Annotated in this window: 22 protein-coding genes, 1 tRNA gene and 3 pseudogenes; 7 read left to right on the forward strand and 19 right to left on the reverse strand. The window is 43.4% G+C overall.

Features of this window, described 5'->3' with window-relative positions; genetic code table 11:
• Positions 1-10: 10 nt before the first annotated feature.
• The 3 genes from NFS31_RS01580 to NFS31_RS01590 are packed head-to-tail and all read right to left on the reverse strand — an operon-like array spanning position 11 to position 726.
• Entirely contained in the window at positions 11-172 is a 162-nt protein-coding gene (locus NFS31_RS01580; RefSeq protein ID WP_251490919.1) for a hypothetical protein, read from the reverse strand.
• Positions 173-188: 16 nt separating this feature from the next.
• The gene (locus tag NFS31_RS01585) at positions 189-509 is read right to left on the reverse strand and encodes a hypothetical protein (protein WP_251490922.1); all 321 of its coding nucleotides are present in this window, start codon (positions 507-509) and stop codon (positions 189-191) included.
• Positions 510-549: 40 nt separating this feature from the next.
• Positions 550-726 carry a hypothetical protein gene (locus NFS31_RS01590; RefSeq protein ID WP_251490925.1) on the reverse strand — a complete coding sequence of 59 codons (177 nt, stop codon included), beginning with the start codon at positions 724-726 and terminating at the stop codon, positions 550-552.
• A 91-nt stretch (positions 727-817) separates the two neighbouring features.
• On the opposite strand from NFS31_RS01590, the gene NFS31_RS01595 reads away from it, so the two are divergent.
• Positions 818-982: a hypothetical protein gene (locus NFS31_RS01595; protein WP_251490930.1), complete on the forward strand. Its 165-nt coding sequence runs from the start codon at positions 818-820 to the stop codon at positions 980-982.
• Between the two features lie 15 nt (positions 983-997).
• On the opposite strand, the gene NFS31_RS01600 is transcribed toward NFS31_RS01595, so the two are convergent.
• From NFS31_RS01600 to NFS31_RS01610, 3 genes are all read right to left on the reverse strand, one after another.
• The gene (locus tag NFS31_RS01600; RefSeq protein WP_251490933.1) at positions 998-1,210 is read right to left on the reverse strand and encodes a hypothetical protein; all 213 of its coding nucleotides are present in this window, start codon (positions 1,208-1,210) and stop codon (positions 998-1,000) included.
• 154 nt (positions 1,211-1,364) lie between these two features.
• Positions 1,365-1,430 (reverse strand) — tRNA-OTHER (locus NFS31_RS01605).
• 2 nt (positions 1,431-1,432) lie between these two features.
• Complete coding sequence (locus tag NFS31_RS01610) at positions 1,433-1,606, reverse strand: hypothetical protein (RefSeq protein WP_251490936.1); 174 nt, start codon at positions 1,604-1,606, stop codon at positions 1,433-1,435.
• 169 nt (positions 1,607-1,775) lie between these two features.
• On the opposite strand from NFS31_RS01610, the gene NFS31_RS01615 reads away from it, so the two are divergent.
• The 3 genes from NFS31_RS01615 to NFS31_RS01625 all read left to right on the forward strand — a co-directional run bounded on the left by NFS31_RS01615 (position 1,776) and on the right by NFS31_RS01625 (position 4,580).
• The gene (locus NFS31_RS01615; protein ID WP_251490939.1) at positions 1,776-2,141 is read left to right on the forward strand and encodes a helix-turn-helix transcriptional regulator; all 366 of its coding nucleotides are present in this window, start codon (positions 1,776-1,778) and stop codon (positions 2,139-2,141) included.
• A gap of 247 nt (positions 2,142-2,388) precedes the next feature.
• The gene (locus NFS31_RS01620) at positions 2,389-3,075 is read left to right on the forward strand and encodes a hypothetical protein (RefSeq protein WP_251490942.1); all 687 of its coding nucleotides are present in this window, start codon (positions 2,389-2,391) and stop codon (positions 3,073-3,075) included.
• Between the two features lie 137 nt (positions 3,076-3,212).
• Positions 3,213-4,580 carry a recombinase family protein gene (locus NFS31_RS01625; RefSeq protein ID WP_251490947.1) on the forward strand — a complete coding sequence of 456 codons (1,368 nt, stop codon included), beginning with the start codon at positions 3,213-3,215 and terminating at the stop codon, positions 4,578-4,580.
• On the opposite strand, the gene NFS31_RS01630 is transcribed toward NFS31_RS01625, so the two are convergent.
• The 4 genes from NFS31_RS01630 to NFS31_RS01645 all read right to left on the reverse strand — a co-directional run bounded on the left by NFS31_RS01630 (position 4,475) and on the right by NFS31_RS01645 (position 7,280).
• Positions 4,475-5,110 (reverse strand): ABC transporter ATP-binding protein, encoded by a 636-nt coding sequence (locus NFS31_RS01630; RefSeq protein WP_251490950.1) that lies wholly within the window; start codon positions 5,108-5,110, stop codon positions 4,475-4,477. The genes NFS31_RS01625 and NFS31_RS01630 overlap by 106 nt on opposite strands.
• Positions 5,111-5,174: 64 nt before the next feature.
• Complete coding sequence (locus NFS31_RS01635) at positions 5,175-6,404, reverse strand: sensor histidine kinase (RefSeq protein ID WP_162221496.1); 1,230 nt, start codon at positions 6,402-6,404, stop codon at positions 5,175-5,177.
• A complete protein-coding gene (locus NFS31_RS01640) occupies positions 6,401-7,099 on the reverse strand; it encodes a response regulator transcription factor (RefSeq protein WP_162221497.1) in 699 nt (232 codons plus the stop codon). Before NFS31_RS01640 ends, NFS31_RS01635 begins: the two co-directional genes overlap by 4 nt.
• A complete protein-coding gene (locus tag NFS31_RS01645) occupies positions 7,092-7,280 on the reverse strand; it encodes a helix-turn-helix domain-containing protein (RefSeq protein ID WP_160581639.1) in 189 nt (62 codons plus the stop codon). Before NFS31_RS01645 ends, NFS31_RS01640 begins: the two co-directional genes overlap by 8 nt.
• Before the next feature lie 153 nt (positions 7,281-7,433).
• On the opposite strand from NFS31_RS01645, the pseudogene NFS31_RS01650 reads away from it, so the two are divergent.
• A pseudogene (locus NFS31_RS01650) lies at positions 7,434-7,793 on the forward strand (helix-turn-helix domain-containing protein).
• Between the two features lie 200 nt (positions 7,794-7,993).
• Here the strand turns inward: NFS31_RS01650 and NFS31_RS01655 are convergent.
• Positions 7,994-8,209, reverse strand: a complete 216-nt coding sequence (locus tag NFS31_RS01655) for a tyrosine-type recombinase/integrase (protein WP_416389412.1) — start codon at positions 8,207-8,209, stop codon at positions 7,994-7,996.
• Positions 8,210-8,261: 52 nt separating this feature from the next.
• On the opposite strand from NFS31_RS01655, the gene NFS31_RS01660 reads away from it, so the two are divergent.
• The gene (locus tag NFS31_RS01660) at positions 8,262-8,468 is read left to right on the forward strand and encodes a tyrosine-type recombinase/integrase (RefSeq protein ID WP_465223426.1); all 207 of its coding nucleotides are present in this window, start codon (positions 8,262-8,264) and stop codon (positions 8,466-8,468) included.
• 161 nt (positions 8,469-8,629) lie between these two features.
• Here NFS31_RS01660 and NFS31_RS01665 read toward each other — a convergent pair whose 3' ends face one another.
• The 7 genes and pseudogenes from NFS31_RS01665 to NFS31_RS01695 all read right to left on the reverse strand — a co-directional run bounded on the left by NFS31_RS01665 (position 8,630) and on the right by NFS31_RS01695 (position 12,575).
• The gene (locus tag NFS31_RS01665; protein WP_004066881.1) at positions 8,630-8,809 is read right to left on the reverse strand and encodes a hypothetical protein; all 180 of its coding nucleotides are present in this window, start codon (positions 8,807-8,809) and stop codon (positions 8,630-8,632) included.
• On the reverse strand, positions 8,809-9,270 hold the full coding sequence (locus NFS31_RS01670; protein ID WP_251490953.1) for a DUF6075 family protein: 462 nt from the start codon (positions 9,268-9,270) through the stop codon (positions 8,809-8,811). Before NFS31_RS01670 ends, NFS31_RS01665 begins: the two co-directional genes overlap by 1 nt.
• Positions 9,271-9,695: 425 nt before the next feature.
• A pseudogene (locus tag NFS31_RS27320) lies at positions 9,696-10,938 on the reverse strand (tyrosine-type recombinase/integrase).
• 33 nt (positions 10,939-10,971) lie between these two features.
• Positions 10,972-11,154, reverse strand: coding sequence for a hypothetical protein (locus NFS31_RS01680; RefSeq protein ID WP_331482417.1), 183 nt, complete (start codon positions 11,152-11,154; stop codon positions 10,972-10,974).
• A 111-nt stretch (positions 11,155-11,265) separates the two neighbouring features.
• Positions 11,266-11,460, reverse strand: a complete 195-nt coding sequence (locus NFS31_RS01685; RefSeq protein WP_251391339.1) for a DUF6462 family protein — start codon at positions 11,458-11,460, stop codon at positions 11,266-11,268.
• 442 nt (positions 11,461-11,902) lie between these two features.
• Complete coding sequence (locus NFS31_RS01690) at positions 11,903-12,115, reverse strand: helix-turn-helix domain-containing protein (RefSeq protein WP_022741024.1); 213 nt, start codon at positions 12,113-12,115, stop codon at positions 11,903-11,905.
• Positions 12,116-12,134: 19 nt separating this feature from the next.
• The gene (locus NFS31_RS01695; RefSeq protein WP_251490959.1) at positions 12,135-12,575 is read right to left on the reverse strand and encodes a sigma-70 family RNA polymerase sigma factor; all 441 of its coding nucleotides are present in this window, start codon (positions 12,573-12,575) and stop codon (positions 12,135-12,137) included.
• Between the two features lie 528 nt (positions 12,576-13,103).
• On the opposite strand from NFS31_RS01695, the gene NFS31_RS01700 reads away from it, so the two are divergent.
• Positions 13,104-13,451, forward strand: a complete 348-nt coding sequence (locus tag NFS31_RS01700) for a helix-turn-helix domain-containing protein (protein ID WP_251490961.1) — start codon at positions 13,104-13,106, stop codon at positions 13,449-13,451.
• Positions 13,452-13,592: 141 nt separating this feature from the next.
• Here the strand turns inward: NFS31_RS01700 and NFS31_RS01705 are convergent.
• Positions 13,593-13,928: pseudogene (locus tag NFS31_RS01705) on the reverse strand (winged helix-turn-helix domain-containing protein).
• Positions 13,929-13,952: the final 24 nt, after the last annotated feature.

Below are 13,952 nucleotides of genomic sequence, written 5' to 3' on the forward strand. Positions count from 1 at the left end.
TCCCTTTCTTTTATCCTGCCGCCTTCTGCTGCTCTTCCTTCTCTTCATGCACTGTTACTGTGATTGACAGATTTTCTTTCCGGGAAATAATCAAGGCAAGTGTTTCAAAAAACCGCTTCGCATTGAAAGTCCCTTCTACCTGAACGCCTGCTGCCGCAATCCCTTTTTTCATGCGTGCCACCTCCGTTCTATTCCTCCGGGTCCGGGTTATAGCAATCATGCGTTGACCCGACAAGCCAGCCTGACATATCAATATCAATTCCCGCTCCGTCCGTCCCGTCTGATATGATTTTCATATCACCGTAGAAGCCCCACGCTTCCCCGTCCGTTGTATGTATCAGGATATATCCGGGCTGCGGGTCCTGCGCCTGCTGCCCGGCTCCCTGCCGCTGCGCTTCCTGCACCGCTTCTTCTATCAGCTTTTCTTTTGCATAGCTTCCCGCAGCATAAGCCGCAGCGCAAAGAAACAATGTCCCCAGAATCACCGCCGCACACGTCTTTTTCTTCATGTTTCCTTCCTTTCTCACGCCCGCAGCCGGGACGGGCGTGTTACGCTGTTTTAATCGCCCCGGCAGTCAGATTTTTCATGAACTTTGCCCCCTGCAAGAAAGCAAGAAATTCTTTCTTTTCGTGACCGTCCAGAATCGCCATGAAGCCCATAACCTCCGCAGCTTCCTTGCTGTCCTCCTGTGGAATCATGGTTTCTGTCCTCTTTTCCTCTGCCATCCGTCTTCCCTCCTTCCTTTTTCTCCCGTCCCCTGATACAATAGAATTGCCGCTGCCGGGCGGCAACTCTACTGAAAGGGGGGTGTACATCATGCCGCTTCACAAAGACTTCATCAGAAAAGCCGTGAACGACGCTGTTAAAAAGCACGGTTCTTCCGTTCCAGAAGAAGAAATTGAAAAAATTTTAGCGTCTGCAATTTACAGCATTTTCAATTCCCGTGATTTTGAAAACTACATCAAAGAGATTGTGAAGTGATTTCCCGCCAGCCTGTCATACATACAGGCTGGTATCTTCAAGCAACATTCCTTCAACCTCTGCGGCAAAATTTCTGAACAATTCCCGCAGTTCCGCAACCCTGCTTTCCTGCAATCCCTCAAATTTCAGATTGACTTCTGCGTATGCGTCCGGGTCGTCTGATACTATTCTTTTTTGAAATGTCACGCCGTTGGTTATCCGCACTTCTCTTTCCGCTTCTTTTTCCATTGCTGCACGTTCCTTTCCGCACCGCCGCTGCCGCTTTTCACCTTAAAAAGCCGCCTGCCCGGAAAACTTGTTGTCCGACTATACGCTTTATAGCTGGCGTAACCGCTGCCCGCTTGACAGTGCTTTATTTTTAGGGGTCTGGCTTGCCCCCGATTGAACCGGGCGGGAATCGGACCCGCCCCGCAGGTCTTCACCTGCTGCCCCGTGCGGCTCCCGGTCCTTTTATATCGCCGCTGCTGCCAGCTTTGCCTTTTCGATTTTTTGTCTATCTGCTAAAGCCGTCATGTAGGTTCTGGCAAGAACTATCGAATTTTCGTCTAAAGTTTCAAGAATCTTTGCTACTTCCTCCGTGTCGGAAGAAAGTATTGTTTTTCTGATTTCCTCTGCGCCTTTCATGTGGTCTTCCTCCCTTCTGTTTTGTTGCGTGATTTTCTTTTTCTGTTGCTTATGTTATCATTATAGTTGCTTCCGTTACCCTTGTCAACACTTTTTTAAAATTTTTGTTGCGTATGTTTACATTTTGGTGTATGCTATTAGTACAGCCTACAGAAAGGGGGTGTATTCGTTGAATGAACGTATCAAAGAATTGCGTACTATTTTAGGGTTATCTGCTGAAAAATTCGGTTCCCGGGTCGGCGTTACCCGCTCCGCTATTAGCCGCATAGAAAACGGCGTTGTAAATGTAACCGAACAAATGATACTTTCCGTTTGTCGTGAATTTAATGTGCGGGAAGAATGGCTGCGGAACGGCAGCGGGGAAATGTTTCTTGATTTTACGGAAGATGAATTTTCAAAAGCTGCTGCTACTCTCTCAAATGACTCTTTTGTTAGAAGCCTGATTGTTGAATACTGGAAACTTGATGAAGACAGTAAACAGCTTTTCAGGGATTTTATACATAGGCTGTCAGACAATATGCGGCGGCAGGAATAACCGCCGCCACATACCGCCATCCGTGCAATTTGCTTTGACACTATTTCAGATACTTAATAAATGTGTAAATCTTAATCAAAATATTTTTGTCTGAAATTGCGTCAACCATCTTGTGAATGGCTGCTTTTAACTCGTTCAACAACATTTTTCGCTTCCTCCTTCCTTATCTTTGCAATGTTTTCAGCAACATTACAATTTTAAGATGGTCTATGGATAGCACAAACACACAATCATGGAGGTTTTTACAATGAAAAAAATATCCTTTGTTCTTTCGTTCCTTATATGCCTTTTGCTTTGTTCCTGTAGCTCTTCCACTCCTAAATCTGCGGAACTTACTGAAAAATATGATTTTTATAAATCCAGTATTTCCGGCTTAAAAACCGCTACTGGCGTAACCGCAGAAGAAGCCGACGAACTTTTTATTGTTCTTGCTTCTAAATGTGGTGTTGACAGCTTTTTCACTGTCACAAAAAACACTTCTGGCGGCTTTTATAATGTCAATTACGGTCTGAATACTTTGGAAGTCTACCTTGACGGAAGCACTATTTCAGAAGTCTATAACAAAAAAGATAAAATATATCCTGAAACTGTTCTTCATAATTTTTTAATGGATTCTGAACTTACTGTAAAAGACGTTATGAACGGTTCTGGTGATACTGTCATTGGTGAATATGCGTTCATTCGTATAACGAATGATAACCTTGAAAAAATCACTCCTGATATGTTGAAAGAATTTGCCGACAATGTAGTTGCTGATTCTGGTTATAATTGGGTTTCTATTATGGGCTATTCTGATACTGGTATCTGCTTTTCCGGCTCTGACATTTCATCTGCCTTTTATGGTGAACTCGACAAGGACGGCAGTATACTTGACGCATACGGTCTTTGGGTTCGTGACGATAACGGGAATTATAGCTACACTGAAACTGAATGAAGAAAGGGAAGCGGCGGCAATACTGGGAATATCGCCGCCGCAATGCAAAGTATATCATACCAGATACAACATACCGTCTGCAATTCTGATTATATCATCAGCGGGCGGGAAATGAAAGGAAATGCAGGTGATTTTCCATGAAAAACAAGGAATTGCCGCCGCTGGTCCGTGTCGCCCTCTATATCCGGGTATCAGGGGAAGAACAAAAAATAAAAGGTCTGTCCCTTGAAGCCCAGCAAGAACGCCTTGAAGCATACGCACGGGAAAAAGGCTGGATTGTGACCGGGGTATATATCGACGCTGCGAAAACCGCCAGAAAGAATATGCACAAGCGGGCAGAATTTCAAAAAATGATAGAATCCGTGAAGCGCAATGAAGTTGACTTGCTTCTGTTCTGCCGCCTTGACCGCTGGTTCCGGTCTGTAGCAGACTATTACAAGGTTATGGAAATATTGCAGGCTCACGGCTGCGACTGGAAGACAATAGATGAAGAATACGACACGACAAGCGCAAACGGGCGTTTGTATATCAACGTCAAACTTTCAATCGCCCAGAATGAAGCTGACATTTGCGGGGAAAGGATAGACGTTGTATTTGACAGCAAGATTGCCCACGGAACCGTCGTTTCCGGCTCCTGCCCGTTCGGGTACAGGGTCAACGGGGAAAAGCGGCTGGAAGTCCTGCCGGAAGAAGCCGTGATTGTCCAAGACGCTTTCAATCACTTTGAAAGCACCGTAAGCCAGCGGGGGACTATCAAATATATCCGGGAAACTTACGGCGTGAACTGGTGTGACGCAACTTTCCGGCGTATGCTGTTAGAATCGCTCTATACTGGAATCTATGACCGGGGCGGCAGGAAGAATGAAAACTTCTGCCCGGCAATCATCAGCCGGGAACAATTTGACAAGGTTCAATCGCTCCTGAAAAGAAATTCCCGGTCCGCTCCGTCCGGCAATGTCTATATTTTTACCTCAATCGTGAAATGTGCTGAATGTAGCCACAACCTTGTCGGCTATAAAACACGGGGGTATTACTATTACAGGTGTAACCAGCACTTTCAGCGGGGCAGGTGTAACCACAATAAGTCCGTTCGGGAAGAAACTATTGAAAAATGGCTTTTTGACAATCTGGAATCCGAACTGCGCCGGGTCCGGCTGGAATGGGAAGTAAAAGCGGCAGAAAAGAAAAAAGCTGCCCTGCGGACAGATAAAGCCGCCCTGAAAAGGAAGCTGACAAAATTAAAAGAACTTTATGTGAATGAACTGATTGACATTGAAGAATACAAGAAGGACTATGAAATATATACGGCGGCACTCCGGCAGGTCCCGGAACCCGCAGCAGAAGCCCCGCCCGACTTTGAAGCCGTGGAAAAGCTGCTGCAATCTGATTTCAAGAATATTTATGAATCGCTGACCCGTGAAGAAAAGCGTACACTGTGGCGGTCCGTCATATCGGAAATACGCATTGACAGTGAAAATAATATCACGGGTATTTCTTTCGGGTAATGTTGTACTAACTTGACATTACCCGTAGGTTCATCCGCCAGAATCAGTTTGGGCTTTGTGATTAACGCCCGACCAATGGCAACACGCTGCTGCTGTCCGCCGGATAGTTGGCTCGGCAGGTGATGCCGACGCTCGGTAAGGCCCAAGAGTTCCAAAATTTCTTCTACTGCTGCCGGGTCTGGTTTGCGATAGTCCAAAAGAAGCGGAAACATGATATTCTGCTCCACATTCAGCTCGGAAACCAACTGAAAGGATTGGAAGATAAAGCCGATATTACGACGGCGGAAAATCGTGCGCTGTTCCTCTTTCATGGAAAACAGGTCTTGTTCATCAACCCAAATGTGGCCGGAGGTAGGGGTATCCAAAGCTCCAATACAGTTCAGTAATGTGCTTTTGCCAGAACCGGATTCACCCACAACGGCAGCAAATTCGCCTTTATCCAGAGAGAAGGAAACCTTCTTCAACGCTTCGACTTTCGCCTCACCCTTTCCATAAGTTTTACATAAATCTTGTACTTTCAATATTTCCATAGTCATCAGTACCTCCTTTCTCAAAAGGATAGCAAAAGCAGCTTACAAGCAGATGAATTTGACCTTACAGTTCCGTAAGGAAAGAAAGTGTAAACCGCGTACCTTTTCCAGCTTCGCTTTGTACGGAGATAACACCGCCTTGCCCCTCAATAATGGACTTGGCGAGGGGAAGCCCCAGTCCAATTCCTTGTGTATCAAGAGAATGTTTGCTGCGATAAAAGCGTTTGAAGATATGATGAATATCTTCCGGGGCTATACCGTTACCATTATCAGAAATAAAAATACGAAACACGGCAGGAGTGCGATCCCATGTAATATAGACAATGCCGCCAGCTTGTGTGTGATCCAGCGCATTTTTTACAACGTTTCCAATCGCTTCGCCTGTCCATTCCATGTCACAAATAAGCTGCTGTTCACCATCGCCATCTATCTGAATCTGCTTGCTTTCGCTTTTAGCCCTTGTGGTTAGGTCATTGACTGAATGAGCTATCAGCTCGGACACACGGCAACTTTTTTTCTCAAAAATGATGTTTCCCGTATCCAGTCGGGTTATCTTCAACATGGATAAGATTAACTGCTCCATACGCTTTAGAGAAATACCCATCTTCGCCGCAAACTGTTTGACCGTTTCTGCATTTTCTGGCTCACTTTCAATGATCTCCTGATACATAGCGAGGGCTGCCAGAGGCGTTTTGAGCTGGTGAGATATATCGGATATGGTGTCTTTCAAAAACTCTTTTGCTTTACGCTCTGTTTCGTTTTTGGATTGGAGCATAGTTGCAAGCTGTTCTATCGAAGAAAACACTTGATAGATTGCACCCTCGTAATTCTGTGGCAAATGAGAAGAGTAATCCCCGTTGATGTAATTTGATAATATTTTGTCGGCCTGTTGGTACAATCGCTTCCTTTTCCAGAAAAAAACGAATACTCCTATGGTAAGCACAAAGAGAAAAAATAACACAGTGCATAGCATGATGAAGAAAGCGGAACGCTGAAATTGATTAAAAAAAGGCCGCATACTGCTTTCTGCCTGTTTTCCCAAACCCGCAGCCGTTAATAATGACCTGCCATTTTCACTAATGTTCGTATTAGTAAAGGCAACTGCTATCACTTCTTTAGAAACACCCTGTTCCAAAAGTGAGGACGAAACCGCTTCATCGTGTTTGAGCCATAGGACTTCCACATCGTTCACCTGATAAATAGTCAAAACGGCTCCTGTACCTACAAACAACAGGGAAAACAAAATTAAAAATATCAGGAAGCCTTTAATCTGTCTATCTTGGTACAAGCTCATACAGACACCTCTTTCCATTGGTAGCCAAATCCCCGGATGGTTATAAGGTGTTCTGGATGGGACGGATCGGTTTCCACTTTTTCACGAAGCCGCCGTACATAGACGGACAGGGTGTTATCATCAACAAAATTTCCTGTATCATCCCACAGCTCATTTAGAATGATGTCCCTTGTCACAACGCGATTTGCATTTCTTACCAGCAGGCAAAGCAAACGATATTCAGCGCTTGTCAAATCCAATGCTTTTCCCTTTAAGGTTGCACGGCTACCCAACAGATCAATGGTAATGTCGCCACATTCCATAGAAGTGTTTTTTTCGCTTTTGGAAACTCCGGCCCGACGCAGCAGCGCCCGGATACGGGAACACAATTCCCCCAGCTTGAAAGGCTTGGTGATATAATCGTCCCCGCCGCTATCTAACCCACGGATTATGTTGACTTCTTCATCCGATGCGGTCAGGAATATAATCGGGACTTTCTGATTTTCTTTTCGTACTGTTTCACATACATCAAATCCAGTTCCATCTGGCAGGGTGACATCCAAAATCAACAAATCGTATCTGTCGAGTTTGGATAAGTATTGTTTTGCTTCAGATACAGTACGGGCAACTTCAACATCAAATTCATTCTTTTTCAAAGAGTAGACCAAGCCATCTATCAGACTAACATCATCCTCCAATAGTAATATTCTATTCATTTTTTAATTCCTTTCCTTGTTTTGTCCGGCCATCAAGCGGCTTCTCCGCAGTTTTAGGAATCAGCCAAACACCGGCCATTTTCACAGCGCCGGGGATACGCCCTCCGGCACAATAATAATTTACCCTACGAGGTGTCACGCCCCACTTTTCGGCGGTCTCTTTCAATGTCATATAGTCCATTTCGCACCTCCACAGAATACATTATAGTTCTTTATCTCGAATAGTACAAGTTGGAGGCTGCACATTGATGAAATGAAATACTACTTTATGTAAAATTTCATTACATTCTCATAATCCAACCCGAAATGTACAATGATATAGGGTGATATGAGAATGAACCAAGATGAAAGAAGGTTTGACTTTCACGGCCTCGGGGCAGCTCTCAAATGAGCCAGAGAAGAAAAGGGTTGAACACAAGCCTATGTTGCGGAATTAGTAGACCGTGACTCCCGTACCATTATGAATATTGAGAACAAAGGTCAATATCCCAGCTTCGACCTTTTTGTTAAACTCATTACTATGTTTGACGTTTCAGTTGACCAGTTTATTCATGCGGACGGAGGGGCAAGGCCAAGCTCTTGCAGAAAGCACATTGATGTACTTCTAAACTCCATGAATGAAAAAGAGCTTGTCGTGATAGAAGCCACAGCCGAAGGCATTAAGAAAGCCAGAGAAACGGAGGTTCCAGAATAAGGGCCTCTGTTTTTTGCGCCATTTTAGGGGCTGCCGCTAAGTGGTTATACCGAAACTTCTATTATACCGAAATCTCCATGGAAAGCTGATAAAGCATGGCTTCTTGCGGAGATTTTCGGTATAACTTTTTACTGGATCTTATACAGTAGAAAACAAAAAATGCCGCCCCGACACAGGAATTCGGTATAACCTACAAGAGCTTACAAGCCATAGAGTTGCTTTAGGAGATCCTCATCGTCTATGGTATAGCTTGAAGAATCTTCTGGAGCCCCTGTCCCAGAACCCATGGCTTTTTCTATCGCTTTACGCTTTGCCTCCGTGTCGGCATGGGCATAGACCAGAGTGGTCTCAAGGCTGGCATGCCCAAGCCATTGGGAGATCAGTGTCAGGTCCATCCCGTGCTGGTACAGGTGCATGGCACGGGTATGGCGGAAATGGGGAGCTCCCCATTTCCGCCATAGCAAAGCAATGCATCTGCTTCAGTCCGGAGTCAATCTTGTTTATATCAGAGATCTACTGGGACACTCTGATATTTCAACAACCGAAATCTACGCACGGGCAGACGAAAAAATGAAGCGAAAAGCATTGATGGAAGCTTACAACAGTCCATCATCTAACGAACTGCCAGCGTGGAAAAAGGATAAAGACCTTCTTGATTGGTTGAAATCTTTGTAAGGGTTTACTCCTGATTATGCAAAGTTCAAAAGAGCCTATACCCTATAAAATCAGCAAAAGTGTAGGCTCAACTTTGCATAATAACTTACTTTTCATAACCGACTCCGCCTTTCTGGTTTGCGATTGCGATTATTTTACACATGATAATTCTCCTTTGCTTTCTACTGGTTTTCTTTTACGTTGCTTTTCCGGACTTCCACATAAGTCCTGTAATATTTCTTTGTCCCTTTGTTTGGGAACATATCGGAAAACTCCGTCACTTCAATTTTCGGGTTCCTCTGTAAAATCTTCCCGAACCACTTAATATCGTTCTTTGTTCCCATAAGTCTGACTTTTAACATCAATCCCGTCCTCCAAGCACGGCGTACAAGTTGTGGTTATATGTTACATATTCCGGATAACGAATCTGTACCGCCTGCCAAAAATAAGGCGCATAGACACAGCAGAACAGTTCTTCCACTGTGTACCGTCTGCACTCGTCCACCTGTTCCTCCGCATCATCGTAATCAAAGACACTTGGCGTACCATTGCAGTAAAGGTTAAACGCCATCCTGACTACTTTTAAGCTCCCGCTGGTCTGCCATCCTTCATGCAGACACTCCGTTTTTACACATCCTGTCTTAAAGTTATAAATGCTTTTGATATTTCTTCTTGTGTCATCGCTGATACCAAGACAATATACAAGCGCTTTGTGGTATACGTCCTGATACCTGACCTCTTTCAATTTTTCATAGTAGAATTTTTCATGTGCATCGCTGATAAAAATAATCGCTTTCTCTGCTCCTAACGCTGTACTACTCATGTTCATTTCCTCCATTTCCTATTTTGTTTTTTGACCATAACAAAAGGACACTTCCCTAAATTTTCTTTTAGAAAAATGTCCTTATCGTACAAAATATTGAATTGGATTTATGAGTACAACTATTCATTAACGCCCATTATTCTTCATTATGCGTTGTAAAATTGTTGTAAATTTGTTGTAGTTTACAAGTCCAAGTACCGCAAACCCTTGATTTTACTGGTCTTTTCCGCCAAGCGTTTTCATTGCCGGGATTTTAAGTCAGTTTAATTTAAAATGGCTTATTTCCCTTTATTTAGCCGCTTTTCGGTATCTCGACCACAGCAATTTAACGCTGTTTCATTGATTAAAACTCTTGAATTTGTCGTACTCTTGTCGTATGGCACACAAGTTGTCGTACCCTCTGTCAGTCCTAGCCGGACTCTTTCCTAAAATACATCCAATTTGTGTGCTAAATTTTCAATCGCTTCCTGTTTCTTTGCATCGGTGACTTCTGCATAAATGTCCATTGTGGTTTCAATATTAGCGTGTCCCATAATGGACTGGATCACCTTTAAATTTGTTTCATTCTCGCAAAACCTCGAACAAAAGGTATGCCTCAAATGATGACATGAGAAATGTGGTATTAGCACAGGCTCCCGGTGTTGCTTGGAAGCATTAACCACTTCTTCTGCATTGTACGATTCGTATATACGCTTAATTGCCCGGTTGATAGACTGCGGATTGTGGACGTATCCAAAACGGTTCATAAAGATAAAACCTTTCATCCCATCAATCTCCGTTTCATTGAATCCATTTTCCTGCTGGTCTGCAAGCTCCGCCCGGAGTGCATCATAGACCGCATCCATCATCGGAATAAATCGTATACCCGCTTCTGTCTTTGGGAGTGATATAGAAAATGTACACATCGGGTGTTCCTTAAATTCCCTGCTGTAATAAACCAAACTGTGGTTGATGCTGATTATACGTTTTTCAAAATTTACATCTTCCCACCTTATCCCGATTGCTTCCCCAATCCTGCACCCCGTCCCTAACAAGAACTTAAACAAAGATGTCCAGCGGTAATATGTAGGATTGTTTTCTATATAGTTTATAAAAGCTCTCTGCTGTTCCAGAGTTAAAGCGTGTCTTACGCCATGATTTCTACCCGGCTGTTTTTTTATCTGCGCCATAACCCCGTCACTCGGATTATTACGGATAATATCATCCCGCACTGCCAACTGGAATGTTGGGTGAAGCACCGTATGGATTGTTTCTAAATGTGTTAATCTGCATTTCCTTATCTTTCAGTAAATGCTGGTAGAATTGAAGCACATCAGAAAATTTTATCGCTGCAATTTTCTTCTTCCCAAACCCTTTCCTGATAAAACGGTCATACATATATTTGTAGTTCCTCATGGTTGTTCCCCTGAGTTCCGACTTTGTAGATATATACCTGTCAAATACAAAATTGACCGTTGCGCTGCCAGCTACATAGGTATCCAATCCGTCTAACTGGTCTTTAATCAGCTTTTCTTCCCTCTCACGCAGCTCCATAATGTCCTTAGAGTATATGCTCCGGCGTTTCCCTTCCGGATCGGTATAGGTATAAACATATTTGCCATCGCAACTGCGTTGGGTTTCGCCTTTTCTTAAAACCCTCCCTTTATTATCCTTTCTTGATTTTGCCATCTCTGCTCCTTTCTCAAGGAAAGAGATTTCGTACTAGCTACTTATCGGTTCTTCCATTGCATACTGCATATCAATCCCCTTTTGTAGCACCTGCGTTATGGTCATGTCATGTTTGGACGCATATTCCCTGAGTTTTGCGGCTTCTTCCTCTGTCAGCTTCAACCCGATAAGGCTTTTTTTCGGATTGTCAGACTTTGGTCTGCCTGTCCTCGCCACAATATACACCTCCATCCATTTCATAATCATTATACTTTCAGTTTAACCAAAAGTCAACACTTATTTTCAGTTATACGAAAAATCTTTCTGCTTTGCATATACGCATCTTAACTATTTCACACGAAATGATTCTAAATACTGGTCAAACATATCTAAATCAACTAATACCATTCTGTCAATTTTCAATATAGCTCCCGCATCTTTCGCCAAAGACTGAAATTTATTCATTCCCATGCTGTACATTTCTGCGCCTTCTTTATATCTGACTAACCTCTTTTTGTTAATCGCCTTCGGTATTCTCTGCATCAAAAATATCCTCCTAATTCTTTGCACAGCTTTATCTGCTAATAAACAGGCAGAATAACACTTCTCCCCATTTATTAGCAGATAAAAACTGCAATACAGGTGGCGGCTCATTACGCCGCCCACATCGGTCTTGCACCGTCATTTCATTGACCGGACTGCGGTTTTCCCACAGCCCGGAAGTATCATTATCACAGATATGCTTCATCGCCCCATGTAACTGCTACATATTTTGCCCGATCTCACTCGCTCCTTACCTTTGCTTCAATGTCCTGCTTCAACATTTCCTCACGTTTCACCCTGTTATAAATCAGGGCAGGTACGTCATGGCGCATCTGCTTAGTGGCTCTGCATATCCTCACGTCCTGTATGCAATACAGTATTCAATTATCAAGGTACACCGCTGTAAATCTGTCAGCTATGGAAAAGGGCAGCAAGCCGCCCTTTATACCGCTTCAAACGCCAGTATCTTTGTGATTAGCTTTGTTTCGAGCCTCCGGCGCAGTGTTTCATCGACACAATAATGAAGCCGCCCTCCCTCGTCATACATCTTCCGGGTGGATAGGGTAATTATGTATCCCTCATAATGCTTCAGGACTGTGTTGATTGCCAGTACATCGCCTTCTGATGCTGCCTTAATGATATGGAAAGGCAACAAATTCTTTTCTTCTCTGTTCTTACATCTCTATTTCATCTGCTTTTCCCTCCATAATCTTCCTTAAAATCTCAAGTGAGCGTGTCCGGTGTTCATGGACTGTGCTGCGGACAAGGTTCATCTCCCTTGCTATATCCGCATCGCTCATTTCCAGAAAATACGAAAGCAGTATTACATTCCGCTTCCTCTCCGAAAGTGCCTGCAACGCTTCCGCAATCAGGGTGTCTTTCACCTCAATGTCATATCCATGCACTGTAAAATGGCTGTTTTCCACTCCGTATTCATTCATAACAAACAACTGGTTCAGCTCCTTTTCAGACAGTTCAGAAAACATGGCTTCATGTTCCCTGCGGTAATCCATGTGCCTGTAATAATTGATTGCTTCGCCTTTCAGCGACATCTGGCACAGGCGGTCAAAACGATGCCTGATCGTCATTTCATCATGGTGAGAAGGTTTCTTCATGCGAGTTCACCTCCTCCCCCGCTGTGACGTGACAAAGGCATACGCCTTTTCCCTTTCCGTTGTATCTGCCAAATGGAGATAGGCTGATGTTCGGGTAAGAGCAAAAAATGTTGAAAAAAATATTTTTATATAAAAAACGCCCGGACAGGCAAAATGCCCGCTGGACGTTATTCATATCTGTTATTCTGTTTTTCCCACACGCTATGGGAGCGTATAATTCACTTATCAGGGTGTATCCTGTCTTACTGCCTGTAAAACACCTTATAAAAGAGCCTTTCCACGCCAGAAGCCGGACAGGTTCATAAAGTCAAAAAAATATCCCTCAGACCGTTCAGAACACATAAATTCCCCTAAACGTACCCAAAGGATAAAAGCCACGCAAAAAACCTCTGGATACTGCGTTTTTTTATATGCAATATCCAAAGTCTTTTTATTCTTATGTGTGCATTATGCCCCTATGATAAAGTGATTTATTAGTGCATTTTCAAAGCGAAATGTGCAATATACACTATACATGGAGGTGCATATATGGCAAGTAAAAAGAAAATTGACAAGGAAATGGGATTCCGTCTGAAGAAGGCTAGAACCGACCAGAAACTGACCTATGAAGAACTGGCTGAAAAATCCGGCGTTTCCTCCCGCTATATCAAGGAAATCGAAAATCATGGAAACGTGCCAAGCACCGAAAAGCTGGGGCAGCTCATACGAGCCTTACATATTTCCGCCGATCCGTTTTTCTATCCAGTTGCCCCGGCAGACAATCTTGACTACAAGCGTCTGCTGGTCTATCTGTCACAATGTACGGAGGAACAAATTACAACGATACTCGCTATTGTGGAAGCCTATCTTCGGACATACAAACATCCCAAAGAATAGGATACCTTAAACATTTTGATTATCTCTGGATTATTTCTGAATTTTTCTGCAAAAACAAGACGGCTCTCTCAACGCATCTGCCGCCTTGTTTTTATCTGTTTATCATCTTAAACATAATGACAACGATCCAAAATATTTCCATCACAGACCATTGTATAAATTTTTATTGAACCGATAACCCACGCCCCACACTGTCTGTATGTAAACAGGCTCGCTCGGATTGACCTCTATCTTTTCTCTAATATTATGGATATGGCTCATAACAATATTGCAATCTCCAGAGTACAGCTCCTGCTAAACGACATTATATATCTGCTCTTTACTAAATACTCGACCTTTATTTTGTGCAAGCAGTACAAGTATTTGAAATTCCTTCATTGTTAATACAATTTCCCTACTCCCCTGAAATACCTGATGTCTGTCTCCCGGATTCTCGAAAACGTGACGATGAATTTTCGCCACACTTAGCCGAACCACCTGAATTTTATTGACAAAACCACC

It is taken from the genome of Otoolea muris, from assembly GCF_943193115.1.
Classification (GTDB): domain Bacteria; phylum Bacillota; class Clostridia; order Lachnospirales; family Lachnospiraceae; genus Otoolea; species Otoolea muris.

Coding starts and splice junctions, on each gene's coding strand:
- NFS31_RS01580 (WP_251490919.1), bottom strand. CDS start 172: ATGAAAAAAGGGATTGCGGCAGCAGGCGTTCAGGTAGAAGGGACTTTC.
- NFS31_RS01585 (WP_251490922.1), bottom strand. CDS start 509: ATGAAGAAAAAGACGTGTGCGGCGGTGATTCTGGGGACATTGTTTCTT.
- NFS31_RS01590 (WP_251490925.1), bottom strand. CDS start 726: ATGGCAGAGGAAAAGAGGACAGAAACCATGATTCCACAGGAGGACAGC.
- NFS31_RS01595 (WP_251490930.1), top strand. CDS start 818: ATGCCGCTTCACAAAGACTTCATCAGAAAAGCCGTGAACGACGCTGTT.
- NFS31_RS01600 (WP_251490933.1), bottom strand. CDS start 1,210: ATGGAAAAAGAAGCGGAAAGAGAAGTGCGGATAACCAACGGCGTGACA.
- NFS31_RS01610 (WP_251490936.1), bottom strand. CDS start 1,606: ATGAAAGGCGCAGAGGAAATCAGAAAAACAATACTTTCTTCCGACACG.
- NFS31_RS01620 (WP_251490942.1), top strand. CDS start 2,389: ATGAAAAAAATATCCTTTGTTCTTTCGTTCCTTATATGCCTTTTGCTT.
- NFS31_RS01625 (WP_251490947.1), top strand. CDS start 3,213: ATGAAAAACAAGGAATTGCCGCCGCTGGTCCGTGTCGCCCTCTATATC.
- NFS31_RS01630 (WP_251490950.1), bottom strand. CDS start 5,110: ATGGAAATATTGAAAGTACAAGATTTATGTAAAACTTATGGAAAGGGT.
- NFS31_RS01635 (WP_162221496.1), bottom strand. CDS start 6,404: ATGAGCTTGTACCAAGATAGACAGATTAAAGGCTTCCTGATATTTTTA.
- NFS31_RS01640 (WP_162221497.1), bottom strand. CDS start 7,099: ATGAATAGAATATTACTATTGGAGGATGATGTTAGTCTGATAGATGGC.
- NFS31_RS01645 (WP_160581639.1), bottom strand. CDS start 7,280: ATGGACTATATGACATTGAAAGAGACCGCCGAAAAGTGGGGCGTGACA.
- NFS31_RS01655 (WP_416389412.1), bottom strand. CDS start 8,209: ATGCACCTGTACCAGCACGGGATGGACCTGACACTGATCTCCCAATGG.
- NFS31_RS01660 (WP_465223426.1), top strand. CDS start 8,262: ATGCATCTGCTTCAGTCCGGAGTCAATCTTGTTTATATCAGAGATCTA.
- NFS31_RS01665 (WP_004066881.1), bottom strand. CDS start 8,809: ATGTTAAAAGTCAGACTTATGGGAACAAAGAACGATATTAAGTGGTTC.
- NFS31_RS01670 (WP_251490953.1), bottom strand. CDS start 9,270: ATGAGTAGTACAGCGTTAGGAGCAGAGAAAGCGATTATTTTTATCAGC.
- NFS31_RS01685 (WP_251391339.1), bottom strand. CDS start 11,460: ATGCAGAGAATACCGAAGGCGATTAACAAAAAGAGGTTAGTCAGATAT.
- NFS31_RS01695 (WP_251490959.1), bottom strand. CDS start 12,575: ATGAAGAAACCTTCTCACCATGATGAAATGACGATCAGGCATCGTTTT.
- NFS31_RS01700 (WP_251490961.1), top strand. CDS start 13,104: ATGGCAAGTAAAAAGAAAATTGACAAGGAAATGGGATTCCGTCTGAAG.